The sequence below is a fragment of the Amycolatopsis sp. NBC_01286 genome, assembly GCF_035982555.1.
Taxonomy (GTDB): domain Bacteria; phylum Actinomycetota; class Actinomycetes; order Mycobacteriales; family Pseudonocardiaceae; genus Amycolatopsis.
The window spans coordinates 5,171,534-5,187,519 of sequence record NZ_CP108428.1; the positions used below are offsets into that span (position 1 = coordinate 5,171,534).

17 protein-coding genes are annotated in these 15,986 nt (G+C 73.0%); 7 read left to right on the forward strand and 10 right to left on the reverse strand.

Annotated elements, in window-relative coordinates; genetic code table 11:
- Nucleotides 1–3 precede the first annotated feature (3 nt).
- Complete coding sequence (locus OG570_RS24780; RefSeq protein WP_326959621.1) at nt 4–984, reverse strand: hypothetical protein; 981 nt, start codon at nt 982–984, stop codon at nt 4–6.
- 210 nt (nt 985–1,194) lie between these two features.
- On the opposite strand from OG570_RS24780, the gene OG570_RS24785 reads away from it, so the two are divergent.
- Nucleotides 1,195–2,223 (forward strand): LacI family DNA-binding transcriptional regulator, encoded by a 1,029-nt coding sequence (locus OG570_RS24785; RefSeq protein ID WP_326959623.1) that lies wholly within the window; start codon nt 1,195–1,197, stop codon nt 2,221–2,223.
- Here OG570_RS24785 and OG570_RS24790 read toward each other — a convergent pair.
- Nucleotides 2,216–2,980, reverse strand: a complete 765-nt coding sequence (locus tag OG570_RS24790; RefSeq protein WP_326959624.1) for a thioesterase II family protein — start codon at nt 2,978–2,980, stop codon at nt 2,216–2,218. The two genes, OG570_RS24785 and OG570_RS24790, sit on opposite strands and share 8 nt — an antisense overlap.
- A 95-nt stretch (nt 2,981–3,075) precedes the next feature.
- Between OG570_RS24790 and OG570_RS24795 the strand changes: the two genes are divergently transcribed.
- Together OG570_RS24795 and OG570_RS24800 are read left to right on the forward strand one after the other, a co-directional pair.
- Entirely contained in the window at nt 3,076–3,837 is a 762-nt protein-coding gene (locus tag OG570_RS24795; protein ID WP_326959625.1) for an HpcH/HpaI aldolase/citrate lyase family protein, read from the forward strand.
- Nucleotides 3,837–4,322: a GNAT family N-acetyltransferase gene (locus OG570_RS24800; RefSeq protein ID WP_326959627.1), complete on the forward strand. Its 486-nt coding sequence runs from the start codon at nt 3,837–3,839 to the stop codon at nt 4,320–4,322. The genes OG570_RS24795 and OG570_RS24800 overlap by 1 nt, the downstream gene beginning before the upstream one ends.
- Here the strand turns inward: OG570_RS24800 and OG570_RS24805 are convergent.
- On the reverse strand, nt 4,283–4,765 hold the full coding sequence (locus tag OG570_RS24805) for a MarR family winged helix-turn-helix transcriptional regulator (protein ID WP_326959629.1): 483 nt from the start codon (nt 4,763–4,765) through the stop codon (nt 4,283–4,285). The genes OG570_RS24800 and OG570_RS24805 overlap by 40 nt on opposite strands.
- Nucleotides 4,766–4,827: 62 nt before the next feature.
- Between OG570_RS24805 and OG570_RS24810 the strand changes: the two genes are divergently transcribed.
- A complete protein-coding gene (locus tag OG570_RS24810; protein WP_326959631.1) occupies nt 4,828–5,238 on the forward strand; it encodes a DUF6069 family protein in 411 nt (136 codons plus the stop codon).
- A gap of 219 nt (nt 5,239–5,457) precedes the next feature.
- Here the strand turns inward: OG570_RS24810 and OG570_RS24815 are convergent, their stop codons facing one another.
- From OG570_RS24815 to OG570_RS24830, 4 genes are all read right to left on the reverse strand, one after another.
- On the reverse strand, nt 5,458–6,330 hold the full coding sequence (locus tag OG570_RS24815) for a hypothetical protein (RefSeq protein ID WP_326959633.1): 873 nt from the start codon (nt 6,328–6,330) through the stop codon (nt 5,458–5,460).
- Nucleotides 6,331–6,391: 61 nt separating this feature from the next.
- Nucleotides 6,392–6,853 (reverse strand): peptidase inhibitor family I36 protein, encoded by a 462-nt coding sequence (locus OG570_RS24820; protein ID WP_326959635.1) that lies wholly within the window; start codon nt 6,851–6,853, stop codon nt 6,392–6,394.
- Nucleotides 6,854–6,947: 94 nt separating this feature from the next.
- Entirely contained in the window at nt 6,948–7,856 is a 909-nt protein-coding gene (locus OG570_RS24825; RefSeq protein ID WP_326959637.1) for an NADP-dependent oxidoreductase, read from the reverse strand.
- Nucleotides 7,853–8,302 carry a nuclear transport factor 2 family protein gene (locus OG570_RS24830; RefSeq protein WP_326959639.1) on the reverse strand — a complete coding sequence of 150 codons (450 nt, stop codon included), beginning with the start codon at nt 8,300–8,302 and terminating at the stop codon, nt 7,853–7,855. The genes OG570_RS24825 and OG570_RS24830 overlap by 4 nt, the downstream gene beginning before the upstream one ends.
- 98 nt (nt 8,303–8,400) lie before the next feature.
- Here OG570_RS24830 and OG570_RS24835 point away from each other — a divergent pair, with 98 nt between their 5' ends.
- On the forward strand, nt 8,401–9,219 hold the full coding sequence (locus OG570_RS24835) for a LysR family transcriptional regulator (RefSeq protein ID WP_326959641.1): 819 nt from the start codon (nt 8,401–8,403) through the stop codon (nt 9,217–9,219).
- A gap of 42 nt (nt 9,220–9,261) precedes the next feature.
- Here the strand turns inward: OG570_RS24835 and OG570_RS24840 are convergent, their stop codons facing one another.
- Both OG570_RS24840 and OG570_RS24845 read right to left on the reverse strand, forming a co-directional pair.
- On the reverse strand, nt 9,262–10,179 hold the full coding sequence (locus OG570_RS24840; RefSeq protein WP_326959643.1) for an SMP-30/gluconolactonase/LRE family protein: 918 nt from the start codon (nt 10,177–10,179) through the stop codon (nt 9,262–9,264).
- Nucleotides 10,180–10,251: 72 nt separating this feature from the next.
- Nucleotides 10,252–11,115, reverse strand: a complete 864-nt coding sequence (locus OG570_RS24845; protein WP_326959645.1) for a helix-turn-helix domain-containing protein — start codon at nt 11,113–11,115, stop codon at nt 10,252–10,254.
- Nucleotides 11,116–11,248: 133 nt separating this feature from the next.
- Between OG570_RS24845 and OG570_RS24850 the strand changes: the two genes are divergently transcribed.
- On the forward strand, nt 11,249–12,571 hold the full coding sequence (locus OG570_RS24850) for an alginate lyase family protein (RefSeq protein WP_326959647.1): 1,323 nt from the start codon (nt 11,249–11,251) through the stop codon (nt 12,569–12,571).
- Nucleotide 12,572: 1 nt separating this feature from the next.
- Here OG570_RS24850 and OG570_RS24855 read toward each other — a convergent pair whose 3' ends face one another.
- Nucleotides 12,573–12,974, reverse strand: coding sequence for a hypothetical protein (locus OG570_RS24855; protein WP_326959649.1), 402 nt, complete (start codon nt 12,972–12,974; stop codon nt 12,573–12,575).
- Between the two features lie 139 nt (nt 12,975–13,113).
- Between OG570_RS24855 and OG570_RS24860 the strand changes: the two genes are divergently transcribed.
- Nucleotides 13,114–15,846, forward strand: coding sequence for a ricin-type beta-trefoil lectin domain protein (locus OG570_RS24860; protein ID WP_326959651.1), 2,733 nt, complete (start codon nt 13,114–13,116; stop codon nt 15,844–15,846).
- Nucleotides 15,847–15,986: the final 140 nt, after the last annotated feature.

Genomic DNA, 15,986 nt, shown 5'->3' on the forward strand with positions numbered 1-15,986 from the left:
GGGTCAGATGGCGCGGGCGATGGCGATGTTGCCCGCCAGGCGCTCGCCCGCCTCGTAGATCATGTACTCGTGCCCCTGATAAGTGCCGAAGCTCGGCGCCGCGCTGCGGCCGTTGTCCGGGGATCCGCTCAGCGAATCGTGGAAGACGCCCAGGTGGTTGCGCTTCGAGAAGTCGTTGCCCACCTCCGTGATCATCAGGTTGCCACCGTGGGCGATGTCGGTGTTGTAGACGACGTACGTGCTGTTGTTGCGGTTCAGCAGGTGCGGGCCGCCGATGTCGTTCGCGCCGACGTCCGTGTGCTTCACCAGCGGCGTCTGCGAAAACGTCCAGTTCAGCGCGTCGGGTGACCAGCCCCAGCCGATGTCGCGGTGGTTGGTGGTGTTGTTGAGCATGAAGACCATGACGTAGCGGGCGTTCTTCGACGGCACGTCCTGGCGGAACACCCGCGCGTAGGACGTCTCGGTCGTGCCGGCGGGCTGCAGCCGGGTGGACAGGACCTCCTTCTCGTAGGTGAAGTGGATGCCGTCGGCCGAGCTGGCCAGGCGGGTCACGGTGTTCTCGCCGTGGAAGTACAGGTAGAGCCGGTTGACGTCGTCGTTCCACAGGGCGTGCGGCGAGGAGACGTGGCTGACCGAGTACTCGCCGGGCCACGAGTTCTTGATGATCGGGTTGCCCGCGTACTCGGTGAACTCCTGGTCGAGGGTGTTCGCGTAGGCCAGGCAGATCCCGCCCGGCGCGTCGTGCGGGGCGTAGTAGAGGTAGTACGCGGCGAGTGCGTTCGGGATGCGGCCCGCGGTGCCGCGGATGCACGGGAAGATCAGCTCGCCGGTCGGGTTGTACTTCAGCTTGCTCTTCACCAGCGCGAGCCGCTGGTAGCGGTAGTCGGGGAAACCGGCCGGCGCCGCGAGGGCGGACGCCGGCAGGACGGCGCCCGCGCCGAGTGCGGCGGCACCGGCCAGCAGGCCGCGTCGAGTGAGGGACATGGTGCCGCTCCTTCGCCTTCGAAGTGTTCGCGTCCGGCGACGGTGGCACGCGCCGAACGGCGAAGTCAATGGAGTAATACGTATTAGTACGGTCGGGACAGGTTCGCTGGAGTTTCGGGCAAAACCGTTGACGGGCCTTCGCGCGCGTCGCACGCTGGCAACTGAACCGAGTCAGTTGACCCGAGGTGAGGCGAACCGAGCGAGGTACCGATGAGCAGGGCGCGGCGGACGCCGAGGCAGGCCGACATCGCGCGCGTCGCCGGGGTTTCGCAGGCGACGGTCTCGGTGGTGCTCGGCGGGAACCGCACCGGCGTCCGGCTGTCCGAGCGCACCCGGCTGCGGGTGCTGGAAGCCGCCGAACGGCTGGGGTACGTGCCGGACCCGGTGGCGACGCGGCTGGCGTCGGCGCGCAACAACCTGCTCGGCGTCTACACCTTCACCCCGGCGTTCCCCATCGACGTCGCCGACTCGTACTACCCGATCCTGGCCGGCGTCGAGGCGGAGGCGGCCGAGCTCGGCCAGGACCTGATCATGTTCACCGCGTCGAGCGCGGTGCCCGACCACACGCGGATCCGCCGCACCCGGCTCGCCGACGGCTGCCTGTTCCTCGGCCGGCACGTCCCGGTGGCCGCGGTCGGCGACCTGATGGCGAGCGGCTTCCCGATCGTCTACATCGGACGCCGGACCGAGCTGGGCGGCACGATCCCTTACGTGGGCGCGGATTACGTGTCGGCCTCGGCCGAAGTGGTGACGCGGCTGGTCGGCGCGGGCCACCGGCGCCTGCGCTACCTGCGCGAGCCGGACGAGGCCCCGTCGTCGGACGACCGCGAGCGCGGCGTCCGCACCGCGGCGGCCGACGCGGGCGCGGCGCTGACGGTCGTCCGCACCGACGGCACGGACCTCGCCGCCGCGGACGTCACTACCTGGCTCGAAGACGGCGTGACGGCGCTGGTCGTCGAAGAGACCGACACCGGTGCGGTGTTCCACGCGACGTGGCGCGCCCTGCGCGAGGCCGGGGTTTCCGTCCCCGGCGACGTCTCCCTGGCGGTCCTCGGCCGCCCGCCCGGCGCGCCGCCGGGCCCCGAGATCAGCGGTTTCGAGGTACCGCGCCGCGAGATGGGCCGGGCGGCGGTGCGGCTGCTGGCGTCCCTGCTCGACCCGGCCGCGGCCGACCCGTCGGTCCACCGGCTGCTGACGTGCCCGCCGGTAGCCGGGGAGACGATCGCGCCGGTCAGCTGACGCGTAGCGCGTCGAGGTGCCCGGCGAGCTCCGCGTCGACGCCGGCCTGGTGGTCGGCGAGGAAGAAGTGCCCGCCCGGGAAGACGCGCAGCGTGAAGGCGCCCGAAGTGTGCTCGCGCCAGGCCTCGGCCTCGGGCCGCGTCGTCTTCGGGTCGTCCTCGCCGGTCAGCACGGCGATGGGGGCCGCGATCCGGCGGCCCGGCTCGCAGCGGTAGGTCTCGATCGCGGTGTAGTCGCCGCGGATCGCGGGCAGCGCCAGCTGCAGCAGCTCCTCGTGGCCGAACACCGCCGAGTCCGTGCCGTCGAGCAGCCGCAGCTCGGCGATCAGGCCTTGGTCGTCGCGCTCGTGGACGCGCTCGTCGCGGCGGGTCGAGGGTGCCCGCCGGCCCGACGCGACCACCACGGCCGGCGCGTGCGCACCGGCCCGCTCCAGCCGGTACGCGGTCTCGAACGCGAGCACCGCGCCCATGCTGTGCCCGAAGAACACCGTCGGCTTGGCGCTCAGCGCGGCGACCTCGTCGGCGAGCTGGTCGGCCAGCTTGCCGATGTCCTCGAAGCACGCCTCGTGCCGCCGGTCCTGGCGGCCCGGGTACTGCAGCGCCACGACGTCGGTGCCGGGGGAGAAGCGCGCGGAAACCGGGTGGAAGAAGCTCGCCGACCCGCCCGCGTACGGGAAGCACACCAGGCGGGCGGTGCTGCCGGTCGCGTCGTGGAACCGGCGGATCCACCCGGTCGTGGCGCCGTCGTCGATGCGCAAGTCGTCCGTCCTCCGCGGTCGGGATATCGTCGTCACGACCAGTCAAACACGTCGGTTCCGCCGGGTCCGCCGGTTTCGCCGGATGGGAGGCGAAGGTGGCCGCGACGACGTTCCTGTTCGTGCCCGGCGACCGGCCCGACCGCTTCGGCAAGGCCGTCGCGAGCGGCGCCGACGTCGTCGTCCTCGACCTCGAGGACGCGGTGGCCCCGGCGGACAAGGCCGACGCCCGCGCCGCCGTGTCCGCCTGGCTCGCCGGCGGCGGCCGGGCGATGGTGCGGATCAACGCCCCCGGCACGCCCTGGTTCGACGCCGACGCCGCCCTGGTGACCGCGCGCGGTGTCCCGGTCATGGTGCCGAAGGCCGAGACGCCCGAGGTGCTCGCCGGGCTCGGCGAGGTGGTCGCCCTGGTCGAGACGGCGATCGGCGTCGAACGCGCGGGTGAGCTGGCCGCCGTCGGATCGGTGACGCGGCTGGCGTTCGGCAGCGTCGACCTGGCCGCCGAGCTGGGCGTCGCGCCCGAGGACCCGGAGCCGTTCGCCTACGCGCGCTCGCGGCTGGTCGTGGCGTCGGCGGCGGCCGGGCTCGCGCCGCCGGTCGACGGCGTCACCACGGACCTGCACGACGAAGCGCGGCTCGCCGCCGACGTCCGCTACGCGCGGCGCATGGGCTTCGCGGGCAAGCTCTGCGTGCACCCGAAGCAGATCGCCCCGGTCCGCGCCGGGTTCGCCCCGACCGGCGACGAGGTAAACTGGGCCCGCCGGGTCGTCACCGCGGGCGAGTCGGTGTCTACTGTGGACGGCAAGATGGTCGACAAGCCGGTGCTGGCCCGGGCCCGCCGGATCCTCGGGGAGCGGTGATGGGCGGGAAGACGCGCCAGGCCGGGCTGCGCCAGCTGCGCTCGGGCGACGACGAGTTCTGCTATCAGCTGCACCGCGGTGCGCTCGGCGAGTACGTCGAGGCGATCTGGGGCTGGGACGAACCGGTCCAGCGTGCCTACCACGAGAAGACCTTCGACGCGGCCCGCACGCAGATCATCACCGTCGACGGGCAGGACGCCGGTGTGCTGGTCGTCGACGACACCGGGCCCGACGTCGTCCTCGGCCGGATCGAGCTCGAGCCGCACCACCAGGGCCGCGGCGTCGGCGCGCACGTCGTGGCGGCCCTGGTCGCCGAAGCGGCGTCGCGCGGCCGGGGCGTGGTGCTCGAGGTCCTCGACGTCAACCCGCGCGCCCGGGCGTTCTACGAGCGGCTCGGCTTCCGCGAGACCGGCCGGCCGCGGCCGCACAAGATCGCCATGCGCCATCACGGTTTCAGTGATGTGGTGGGCAGCCCGAGCACCTGAACGATCCGCTCGACGGCCTCGCCCACCCCCACGAAGTCCGCGCCCAGCGGCTCGACGACCAGCCGGCGGATCATGGCGACGTGCCCGGCGGCCGACGCGCCCAGGTGCGCGCGGCCCGCGTCGGTCAGGCTCGCGACGGTGAAGCGCCGGCCTTGACCGGTGCACACCGTCCGCGTCACCCAGCCCCGGTCCTCGAGCCGCGCGACCGCGTGCGAGATCCGCGGCAGCGACCCGTTGGCCATCTGCGCGACCTCGCTCATCCGCAGCGTCTGACCGGGGCAGGCCTCCAAGCGGGCCAGGATCATGTAGCCCAGCAGCGTGAGATCGGCGTCGCGCAGGAGCTGGCTCTCCAGCACTCCCGGCAGCGTCAGCAGCACCTTCACCAGGTTGATCCACGCGCGGTGCTGGACTTCGTCGAGCGGCTCCACCGCGTCCTCGGTCACCGCTTGACTTTAACACGCAACCCAACCTACCTTGGGTTGCACACGCAACCCAAGGAGAAGCGATGACCACCACCGCAGCCACCCCGACCTCGGCCGTCGCTCTCCGGTACGGCCTCGCCGCGCTGGCCGCCGCGGCGCTCAACACGGCCATCGGGCTCACGGCGTCCGCCCTCGACGACGGCGGCATCGGCATGGGCCTCGCCCCGGTCGCCTACCTGCCCGCGACGATCGTCGGGTTCGTGCTCGGCGTCGTGGGCTGGACCTTCCTCGCCCAGCGGTTCCCGCGGGCCCTGCGCGTCATCGTGCCGGGCGCGCTCGTGCTGACCTGGATCCCGGACGTCCTGCTGCTGACCGCGGGCGCGACGGCCGCCAACGTCGTCGGGCTGATGCTCATGCACCTGGTCGTCGCCACGGCGGTCGTCACCGTGGGCCTGCGCCGGCTCCGGGAAGCGGGCGGTGCGCCGCGCGGCTGAGCCCGCCGAGTCCGCGCTGGGACCGCCTGCCGGTTCAAGGGCAGGCGGTCCCGCGCCGGGCGGTCCCGCCCCGCTGGGGTACAGGGTGGGACACGCCGGTCAGGGTGCCCCCCGCGGCGTGGCTCCGGCGGACCCCCACGCCGTCGGAACCCCACCCGCGAGCGCACCGGTGCACCCCGTTGTAGCCGACCGGGCCGGGGACCGGTCCCCGGAACGCCGTCACCCGGCGATCCCGTGGGCCACCGCCAGCTGGCTGTCCTTGTGCCGCTGCTCGCGGGCCAGGTCGGCGGCGTGGTGCGGAACGAGTCCCTCCTGCACGACGCGCTCGAGGGCGACCCACGTCCGGACCCAGCCGGTGCGCTCCTTGCACCGCACGTCCCGGACGGCGACGGCGATCTCGTGCGCCGACGCCCGCCCCGCGCCGAACGCGGGATCCTCGATCGCGGCTTGCGGGTCGGCGTAACGGAACCCGGCCTCCGCCATGCACCGCGACCACGCCGCCGCGGCCGCGGTGACGGGCGGGGTGGTCCGGGTGATGTCGTAACTCCGTTGGCTCAGAGCGAAACCCACCGGTTCCTGGCCGGGTTTCCCGTCGGGTGCCAGGGCTCTGTCCGCCTCGCCCGCGCACCCGCCGGGCGGGACGTCACGTCCTTCGCGCGTGCCGGTGATCATCGCGACGACGTCCGGCGGTGGCGGCGGCCGGTCGGCGCCGTGCGGGGCGAAGACCGCCGGGTCGCGGTAGCCGTACGCCGCCGCTTCGGCCGCGTCGACGAGACCGTGCCGCCGTGGCTTGGCGGCGTCCCGCACAGGATCGACGGGCGGGAAGGTGAACGAGAGCCCGTGGGCGGCGAGGCAGCGTTCCATCAAGGTGTTGCGCGCCTTGATGACCTCCAGCTCCTCGACCGGCGTCAGCTGCGACCGGTCGAGCGGGAGGTCGAGGCCGTGCACCGTCGACAGGTCGCGGGGCACCTTCCCGAGCGCGACGGCGAGGTCGCCCGCACCGAAGTCGGACGGCGCGGCGGGCGCCGCCGAGCAACCGGCGACGATCGCCACCACCGCGGCGAAGGCGGCCAGACGGCTGAGTGTGGCCACGACGGGACCTCCGGTTCGCGACCGGGACCGCGCCGGTGTGGCGCGGTCCCGGCCGGTGCGGCTAGAACTGATCGCGGTTCGCACAGTCGGAGGACGCTCCGGCACTCCCCGGCCACCTGAAGCTCGCGTTCTGGTTCTTCATGGTGGCGTTGAAGTTTCCGGACGAGTACGGGGCGAACGACTGCGACGCGACACTGCCGTTGCAGCCGCTGTTGTAGTAGACCGTCGCCGTGTAGGACCAGTTGTTGGTCACCGACGCGGCGTGGTTCTTCACCTGGACGCCCAAGCCGTTGCTGGTGGTGCCGACCTTGTTGAACAGCTCGTCGCCGAGGTTGCCGTCCGAATAGAAGTAGTCGCCGTGAGCGCCGGCGTTGCCGCTGTTGAAGTAGAAGCAGAAATAGGCGCTCGGGCAGGCGGCGCTCGCCGCCGGGCTCACGGTCGCCGCCTGGGCGGCCGGGGCCGCGATGAGCCCGGCCGCGGCCAGGACGGCACCGATCGCGATTTTCCGCACCTTCGACATCATGGGTTCTCCCTCGTTTGTGGTCTTGCACCGCCTTCACGCCCGAACCGGACCCGGGTTGAGGCCGGACCGCGAAGAGAACCCGGGTGGAGCAACGTCAGGGGACCAGGACGATCCGGCCCGGTGCGTGTCCCTCCGCCAGCATCTGTTGGGCCGCCGCGGCTTCCTCCAGCGGGAACGTCCGCGCCACCCGCACCCGGAGCGTCCCCGCCTCCGCCAGGTCGGCGACCGTGCGCAGGTCGGCGGGGACGAGGCGGGCGAACACCGGCGTCACGCCCGGGACGTCGAACTCGGCGACCGACGCGACCCGCGTTCCGATGTCCGGGGTCGCCGTCAGGGTTCCGCGCCCGGCGGTGTCCAGGACGGCGTCGACACCCTCCGGGGTGAGGGCGTGGACGCGGCCGGCGAGACCGTCGCCGTAGCGGATCGGCTCCACGCCGAGGGAGCGCAGGTAGCCGTGGTTCGGCTCGGACGCCGTGCCGAGCACCCGGACGCCGCGGCTGACGGCGAGCTGCGCGGCCAGCGAGCCGACGCCGCCCGCGGCCGCGTGCACCAGCAACGTCTCGCCGGGCTTCGGCGCGAGCGTGTTGACGGCCTGCAACGCGGTCAGCCCGGCCAGGGGCAGCCCCGCCGCCTCGGCCCACGGGACGCCGCGGGGCTTGGGGACCAGCGTCCGGACGTCGGCGGCGACCAGCTCCGCGTAGGCGCCGTTGCGGTGCTCGACCTCGCCGCGGACGTAGCCGATCACCTCGTCGCCGGGCGCGAACTCGGGCGCCGCGGGCCCGGCGCGCTCGACCACCCCGGCGACGTCCCAGCCGGGCACGACCGGGAAGTAGGACGCGCGGAACCCGGCCAGCGCTCCTGATCGGACGCCGAGGTCGGCCGGGTTGAGCGCGGCGGCGCGCACCCGCACGAGCACGCCGTCGAGGTCGACCACGGGCTCGGGCAGCTCGGCGATCTCCAGCACCTCGGGACCGCCGTACCGGTGGTGGACAACGGCTTTCACGGCTGCACGACCCGCATCGGCAGGTCGCCCAGCGCGTGGTGCCGGACGATCTTCCACTCGCCGTCGAGCAGCCGCAAGTCGGTGTCGTAGTACCCCGACTCGACGGCCTGGATCGTGCGTTCGGGCGTGGTCCGGACCTCGAACACGACGAACTGGGCGTTGAGGTGGGCGGTGTCGCCGTCGACGGTGATCAGGTGGTCGGCGGTGACGTGGTGGCTGGACCCGCCTTCGGGGTGCGGGGCCATGAAGTTCTCGACGGCGTACCGGACGCCGGCGCCGCCGGTCAGCGGCTCGCCGACCGGCTCGTACCGGTCGGGGCCGGCCTTCTGGAAGATCCGGACGACGGCGTCGTCGGTGAACAGGGCGCCCTGGGCGGCGCCGTCGCGCCGGTCGGTGGCGCGGACGTAGCGGGCCAGGACTTCCTGGACCGCGCGTTCGTCGGACACGGGGGTGACCTTTCGTCGGTGGTGGCTGTGCTTCCAGCCAACCGCGACGTGACCGGCGGAACGATGCCGTCCGGGCCGCTGATCATTACCTTGGAGGTATGGATCGACTGGAGACCCGCGAGCTCGCCTACTTCGTGACGGTCGCCGAGGAGCTGCACTTCGGCCGCGCGGCCGAGCGGCTCGGGATCGCGGCCCCGCCGCTGTCGCGGGCGATCGCCCGGCTGGAACGGCGCCTGGGCGTGCGGTTGTTCGACCGGACGAGCCGCCGCGTGTCGCTCACCGACGCCGGCCGCGTCTTCCTGGCCGACAGCCGGTCGGCGCTGGCGGCGGTCGACCGGGCGGCCCGGCGCGCCCGGCGGGCGGGACGCTCGTCGCCGCTGACGGTCGCGGTGCGCTCGGGCACCGCCGCCGGCGTGCTGGCCGAGCTGGTCGAGGCGTTCGCCCGCGCGTACCCGGTGGAGCTGCTGTTCACCACCGACCAGGTCGGCGCGGTCCGCGGCGGCGCCGCCGACGTCGCCCTGCTCTGCGCGAGCAACGACCTCGCCGGGTTCGTCACGACGGACGTCGCCGAAGAGCTGCCGGTGGCCCTGGTCCCGGTGTCGCACCCGTTCGCCGGCCGGACGGCGGTCTCGATCGCCGACCTCCGCCGTGAGGACGCGTTCCGACAGGAGTGCCCGCAGCTGCCGCTCGACGAGATCGTGGACCGGGTCGCCGTCGGCCAGCTGCTGGCGGTCGTGGGCCACGGCGCCGTGAGCCGGGCCGGAGACACCGTGGTCGGCGTGCCGGTGGCGGACTGCCCGCCGACGCGGGTGGTGCTGGCTCGCCTGGCCGGGAACGTCAGCGCCGAGGTGAAGGCGTTCGAGCGCACGGCGAAGGACGTCGCGGCCCGCCGGCTCGCCATGGCGGCGATCGCGTAGCCGGGCCGCGCCCCCGGGAATCGGGGGCGCGGCCCGGGACACTCAGCAGCGCGGCAGCGCGGTCCGCAGCAGGTTCGGATCCTGCTGCGTGAGATAAGCCGCGCTCAGCACGTAGACCTCGTTGCCCCGCACCGCGATCGACGTCGGGTTCTGCAGTCCGTCGGCCGCGTCCAGCACCGTCGACGCGGTTCCGTCCGCGCCGATCCGGACGACCTTGTTCGGGCTGTCGAGCGCGGCGAGGATCTCGTCGCCGCGGCCGGTGAACGTGAAGTCGTCGATGCCCGCGAGACCGGTGGCCGTGATCCGCGGCGTGCCCGCCCGGCCGTCCGGCCGGATCGGGATGCGCTGCACCGTGCCGCGGTCGAGGTTGGTCACCCAGAGGGCGCCGTCGTGGAGCTTGGCGCCGTTCGCGCCGAGAAAGCCGTTCGGGGCCAGTTCGGCCGCGGCAGACCAGGATTTTGCCACTCCACCGGCGAAAGGCACCGTCCACACGGTACCGAGCACCGAGTCGGTGACGAAGAAGCGGTGCCCGTCGAACGCCAGGCCGTTGGGCAGCCCGTTCCCGGGCAGGGCCGCGATCCGCTGCGGGGTGCCGCCCGGGCGCAGCCGCCACAGGCCGGTCAGGTCGTCGGTGCCGGTCGCGTACAGGACGTACAGGGTCCCGTCGGGCGTCCGGACCAGGCCGGTCGTCAGCGGGAAACCCAGAGCGGGGGCGCCGCCGCCGGTCGCGGGCGCGGGCAGCGTCGCCAGGATCCGGGTCCGGCCCGCCCGGTCGACGCGGGCGACCTGCCGCCCGCCGGCGAAGGTGACGTCGGCGGCACCGTCGGGTTCCAGGGCGACGTTCTCCGGCTGCTGACCGGTGGCCAGGTCGAAGTGCACGACGTTCCGCGACGCGGCGAAGGCCGGAGTGGCGGTGGCGAGGGTCGCCAGCAGGGTGAGGGTCACGAGCGTTTTCTTCATGGTTCCTTCGTTTTCCGGCGCGTTCGAGGAACGCGCGGTGGGTGAAAACCGTGCGGTGCGGGGAAAGTGGACTCAGTGCCGGGCGGGCTCCCGGGCGGTGACGTCCCGGGCGAGCAGCTGCAACGCGTGCGCGGACGCCGAATCCGGTTCCGCCGTCGCGACCACGACCCGTTGCCCCTGCTCGGTGTGCAGGGTCTGCTGGGTGACCGTCATGGCGCCCACGATCGCGTGGTGCATCTCGTAGACGCCGACGTCGCAGGCACGGACGCGGTGGTCCGACCACAGCGCGGCGAACTCCGGGCTCTTCATGGAGAGCTCGCCGATCAGCGACGCCAGCAGCGGGTCGTCCGGGTGCTGCCCGGCCGCCAGCCGCAGGTTGCCGACGACGTCGCGGGCCTTCGCCGCCCAGCCGGGGTACAGCTCGCGGGTGTGCGCGTCGGTGAACACCAGCCGCGTCATGTTGGGGCGGGCGCCCTTCCGGTCCGGGTCGCCGTGGCCGAGGTGCCCGGCGTGCAGCGCGTGCCCGGTCCGGGTCCAGGCGAGGACGTCGCCGCGCCGCCCGAGCACGACGACCGGCACGTCCGCGAGCGCGGTCACCAGCTGGCGCGTCGCGGCGGTGAGCCGCTCGGGCGCCGGCCGGCGGCTCCCGGGCCGGCGGCGGGGGCCGGCCAGGTTGTGCAGGTGCCGGCGCTCGGCGTCGTCCAGCCCGAGCGCCCCGGCGATCGCGTCCAGCACCTCGGCGGAGGCGTTGAGCGAGGCGCCCTGCTCGAGCCGCGCGTAGTACGACGCGCTCACGCCGGCCAGCAGCGCGAGCTCCTCCCGGCGCAGGCCCGGCACCCGCCGCCGGTCCCCGTACCCGGCCAGCCCGACGTCCTCGGGCCGCAGCCGGGCGCGCCGGGTCTGCAGGAACTCACCGAGCTGCCGTCGTCCGTCCATGGCTCCAGTGTCGAGCTTCCGGCGAACCCGAGCCACACCCTGGCACGGGGACCCTTGTGCATCGCCCGGCGTTCAGGTATCCAATCAAGCGTCACATGTATGTCACTAGTTCATGTACGTGAACGGAGTCGCAGTGTCGCCACTCAGAAACCTTCGCCGTCTCGGTGTCCTGGCCGTGGTGACGGTGACCCTCGGCGGGTCGCTGTCCGGGATCGCCGCGGCCGCACCGGCCACGACCGCCGGGGTGTGCTCGCTACCCGGGATCGAACGGCTCTGCCCGCCCGAGACCGTCGTCCTCGACGGGAACCGCCTCCTGCTGAACAAGCTCGCCCTGCTGCTCGGGGACCGGACCGTCAAGACGTCGCTCGGGAACCTCGTCAAGCAGGCCGACGTCGCGGTCACGGCCGGGCCGTGGACCGTCGCCGACAAGGAGCGGGTACCACCCAGCGGTGACAAGCACGACTACCTGAGCCTCGCCCCGTACTGGTGGCCCAGCCAGCCGAAGACCGCGGCGAACCCGCTCGGCTGCCCGTACGTGCAGCGTGACGGCGTCCTCAACCCCGAGACGACGGCCGTGCCCGACAAGGCCGAGCGGCTCAAGGCGTTCAGCTCGATCTACCAGCTCTCGCTGGCCTGGTACTACACCGGCAAGGCCGACTACGCGCGCCGCGCGGCGCTCGACCTGCGCACCTGGTTCCTCGACGCCGCCACGAAGATGAACCCGAACCTGAACTTCGCGCAGGGCATCCCGTGCAAGAACGACGGGCGTGGGATCGGCATCATCGAGTTCTCCTACACCTTCACCCAGGTGCTCGACGCCGCCGCGATCCTCAGCACCGGCGCGCCGGGCTGGTCGAAGGCCGACGAAGGCGCGTTCAAGGGCTGGTCGAGCGAGTTCCTGACCTGGCTGCGGACCAGCCAGTACGGCCAGGACGAGGCCGCGGCCCAGAACAACCACGGCACGTTCATGGACATGCTCACGGCCGGGATCGCGCTCTACACCGGGCAGAGCGGCGTCACCAAGGACATCCTCGAGAAGGCCAAGGCGGGCCGGATCGACCACCAGATCGCCGCCGACGGCAGCCAGCCGGAGGAGATCGCGCGCACCCGCACGTTCCACTACTCGACGTTCAACCTGGTCGCGCTGACCCGGCTCGCGCAGATCGGCAGCCACGCCGGCGTCGACCTGTGGGGCTACCGGAACCCGCAGGGCGGCAGCATCACCAAGGCCGTCGACTTCCTGCTCCCGGCGGCCACCGGCGGCGCCGCGCAGTGGCACTACCCGGACCTGAACTTCACCCAGTACGCGGCCCTGGACAGCGTCCACGCCGCCGCGGACGCCGGTGACCGCCTGGCCCGGGCCGCGCTCCCGAAGGTCCCGGCGCCGCCGGGCGGTGACCTCTACCCGGTCCGGCCCGCGGCCGAGCAGCTCGACGACATCTCGACGACCGGCTGAGTCACCGGGAAAGCAGCTCGGTGATCGCCGCGGTGGGGACGAACTCCGCCGCCACCGCGGCGAGCGCCGGGTCGAGGGTGACGAACCGGTCGGCCTGCAGCTTCGCGACGGCCAGGTACTCGGCCATCCCGATATCGGGCCAGTCCAGCCGAGCGGCGATCTGCCACGCCGTCGAGCGCGACACGCGGTCGCCGAGCAGGCGGATCTTCAGGCCGGCCAGGCGCTCCAGCAGGACCAGGCCGTCGCGGTCCGTCCGCTCGCCCCGGCGGACGCTCTCGTAGAGGTGCGCCATCGCGTGCGACCGCAGCACGCTCGGGGCGACGAGCTTGTGCTCGGGGGCCACCACGACCTGGTCCTCGGCCAGGCGCAGCGCGGTCAGGGCGTCGATGCCGAAGCGCGTCACGAGGCCAGGGTAACCGGACAGGAATCGGACGGATCTCGCCACACGCGACTTCGGTCCGTTGACTTTCCTTGCTGCGAGCCGCTTCCCTGAGGTGCGGCGCCCCGTCGCGGGGTGCCCGGCTTCGGCTGGAGGAGCACACATGGCCCGCCTCGCCCGTCTGCTCGTGGTCCCGTTCCTGGTCCTCACCGCGCTGGTCGTCCCGGCGACCGCGGCGTCGGCGGTGACGACCGACGTCGCGGTCAACGGCGCCGCGGCGGGAAGAACCTTCGACGGCGTCGGGGCGATCAGCGGCGGCGGCGGGAACTCGCGGCTGCTCGTCGACTACCCGCCCGCTCAGCGCGCGCAGATCCTCGACTACCTCTTCAAGCCCGGCTACGGCGCCGCGGTGCAGCTGCTGAAGCTGGAGATCGGTGGCGACGCGAACTCCACCGACGGCGCCGAACCCAGCCACGAGCACGTGCGCGGCGAGGTGAACTGCGACGTCGGGTACGAGTTCTGGCTGGGGGAGCAGGCCGTCGCGCGCAACCCCGGGATCAAGCTGGTCGCGCTGCCTTGGGCCGCGCCGGGCTGGATCGGCGGCGGGAACTTCTGGTCGCAGGACATGATCGACTACGACCTCTCGTGGCTCGGCTGCGCGAAGCAGCACGGCCTGACCATCGGCTACCTCGGCGGCTGGAACGAGCGCGGGCACGACACGACCTGGTACAAGAACCTGCGCTCGGCCCTGGATTCCCACGGCTACGGCGCGGTGCAGATCGTCGGCGACGACACCGGCTGGAACACCGCCGACGACATGCTGGCCGACCCGGCGTTCGGCCGCGCGGTCGGCGTCGTCGGCTCGCACTACCCATGCGGCTACCTGTCCGACGCGACGTCGTGCGGGTCGTCGGCCAACGCCGTCGCGACCGGGAAACCCCTGTGGGCCAGCGAGTTCGGCTCGCAGGACGACAACGCGGGCGCCGTCCCGCTGATCCGCAGCATCACCCGCGGCTACCTCGATGGACAGCTGACGGGGTTCATGAACTGGCCGCTGCTCGCCGCGATCACCCCGAACCTGCCCTACAGCACGGTCGGGCTGGCGGTGGCCGGATCGCCGTGGTCGGGGTCCTACCAGCTCGGGAAGAGCCTCTGGGCCACCGCGCAGGTCACGCAGGTCACCCAGCCCGGCTGGAAGTTCCTCACCGGCGCGGCGAGCGGCTACCTCGGCGGCAACCGGGCGAACGGCAGCTACGTCAGCCTGAAGTCCGCTGCCGGCACGGACTACTCGACGATCTACGAGACGACCGGCGCCGCGGCCGCGCAGACGGTGAACGTCAAGGTCTCCGGCGGGCTCGGCACCGGGACGGTGCACGTGTGGTCGACCGACCTCGGCGGCACGGACTCCTTCGTGCGGCAGGCCGACGTCACGCCGCAGGGCGGGGCCTACGCGCTGACGTTGCAGCCCGGCCGGATCTACTCCGTGACCACGACGTCCGGCCAGGGCAAGGGCACCGCGGCCGGCCCGGCCGAGCACGCGCTGGCGCTGCCGTACTCGGACAACTTCGACGGCTACCCGAGCCGCACCGAGGCGAAGTACTTCGCCGACATGCAGGGCTCCTACGAAGCGCGCCCGTGCGCGGCGGGCCGGAGCGGCCAGTGCCTGCAGCAGGTCGCGCCGGTGAAGCCGATCGAGTGGCAGGACGACAGCGACGCCTACGGTCTCCTCGGCGACCCGGCCTGGCGGGACTACACCGTCAGCGTCGACGTCGACCTGCAGCAGGCCGGCACCGTCACGCTGCTCGGCCGGGCCAACACCCAGACGCGGCCGCAGAGCCGGCAGGCCGCCTACCAGCTGCGCCTGGACGACCGGGGCCGGTGGGCGATCGCGAAGAACAGCAGCGGCGGCGTCCTGACGACGCTCGCGTCCGGCACGGCCACCGCGCCCGGGCTGAACAGCTGGCACCGGCTCGGGCTGGGCTTCTCCGGCAACAGCGTCACCGCGACCCTCGACGGCGCCTCGCTCGGCGCCGTCACCGACACGTCGTTCACCGCGGGTCAGGTCGGCCTCGGCGTCGTCGGCTACCAGACCACGATGTTCGACAACCTGTCCGTCGTCGCCGCCCCGCCCGGGAACCTCGGCGGTGTCCTCAAAGGACGGGAGTCCGGGCTCTGCGCCGACGTCCCGGCGCTGAGCCAGGCCAACGGCACCGCGATCACGCTGTGGGACTGCAACGGCGGCGCGAACCAGCAGTGGACGGCGACGCCGTCCGGGCAGCTGACCGTCTACGGCGGCAAGTGCCTCGACGCGGCCGACAGCACCGCCGTCCGGATCCAGGACTGCGCGGGCACCCCCGCCCAGAGCTGGCGGCTCGACCCCGACGGCAGCGTCGTCAACACCGGCTCCGGCACCTGCCTGGACGCCGTCGCGCACGGGACGTCGCCGGGCACGGCGCTCACGACCTGGGCGTGCAACGGCGGGCTCAACCAGCGCTGGGACCGCGGTGCGAGCACCGGCGTCCTCAAGGGGCAGGCGTCGGGCCGCTGCGCCGACGTCCCCGCCGCGGACCAGACGAACGGCACCCGCCCGGCGCTGTGGGACTGCAACGGCGGCGGCAACCAGGCCTGGACGTCCACCACGACCGGCCGGCTGACCGTCTTCGACACGAAGTGCCTGGACGTCGTCGGCGGCGCGACCGCGGACGGCACGCCGGTGCAGATCTGGGACTGCACGGGCGTTCCCGGCCAGCAGTGGCGGGTCCGCTCCGACGGCACCGTGGTCGGTACCGGCTCGGGGAAGTGCCTGGACGTCGCGGGCGGCGCGACGAGCGCGAGCAGCCCGCTCGTCATCACGGCCTGCTCGGGCGCCGGCAGCCAGCGGTGGTCCCGTAGCTGAGTCTTGCCGAAAGTTGTCTGGACCAAAAACGGGACAACCTGTTGACAGTCGCCCGGGTCGGGGCTCAACCTGAAACCGGTTCACCGCCGGGCCCGGGCGGGTTCTCCCTGCTCTCAGTGATCTTCACGCGGATCCCGTGT

Coding starts and splice junctions, on each gene's coding strand:
- OG570_RS24780 (WP_326959621.1), bottom strand. CDS start 984: ATGTCCCTCACTCGACGCGGCCTGCTGGCCGGTGCCGCCGCACTCGGC.
- OG570_RS24785 (WP_326959623.1), top strand. CDS start 1,195: ATGAGCAGGGCGCGGCGGACGCCGAGGCAGGCCGACATCGCGCGCGTC.
- OG570_RS24800 (WP_326959627.1), top strand. CDS start 3,837: ATGGGCGGGAAGACGCGCCAGGCCGGGCTGCGCCAGCTGCGCTCGGGC.
- OG570_RS24810 (WP_326959631.1), top strand. CDS start 4,828: ATGACCACCACCGCAGCCACCCCGACCTCGGCCGTCGCTCTCCGGTAC.
- OG570_RS24820 (WP_326959635.1), bottom strand. CDS start 6,853: ATGATGTCGAAGGTGCGGAAAATCGCGATCGGTGCCGTCCTGGCCGCG.
- OG570_RS24835 (WP_326959641.1), top strand. CDS start 8,401: ATGGATCGACTGGAGACCCGCGAGCTCGCCTACTTCGTGACGGTCGCC.
- OG570_RS24840 (WP_326959643.1), bottom strand. CDS start 10,179: ATGAAGAAAACGCTCGTGACCCTCACCCTGCTGGCGACCCTCGCCACC.
- OG570_RS24845 (WP_326959645.1), bottom strand. CDS start 11,115: ATGGACGGACGACGGCAGCTCGGTGAGTTCCTGCAGACCCGGCGCGCC.
- OG570_RS24860 (WP_326959651.1), top strand. CDS start 13,114: ATGGCCCGCCTCGCCCGTCTGCTCGTGGTCCCGTTCCTGGTCCTCACC.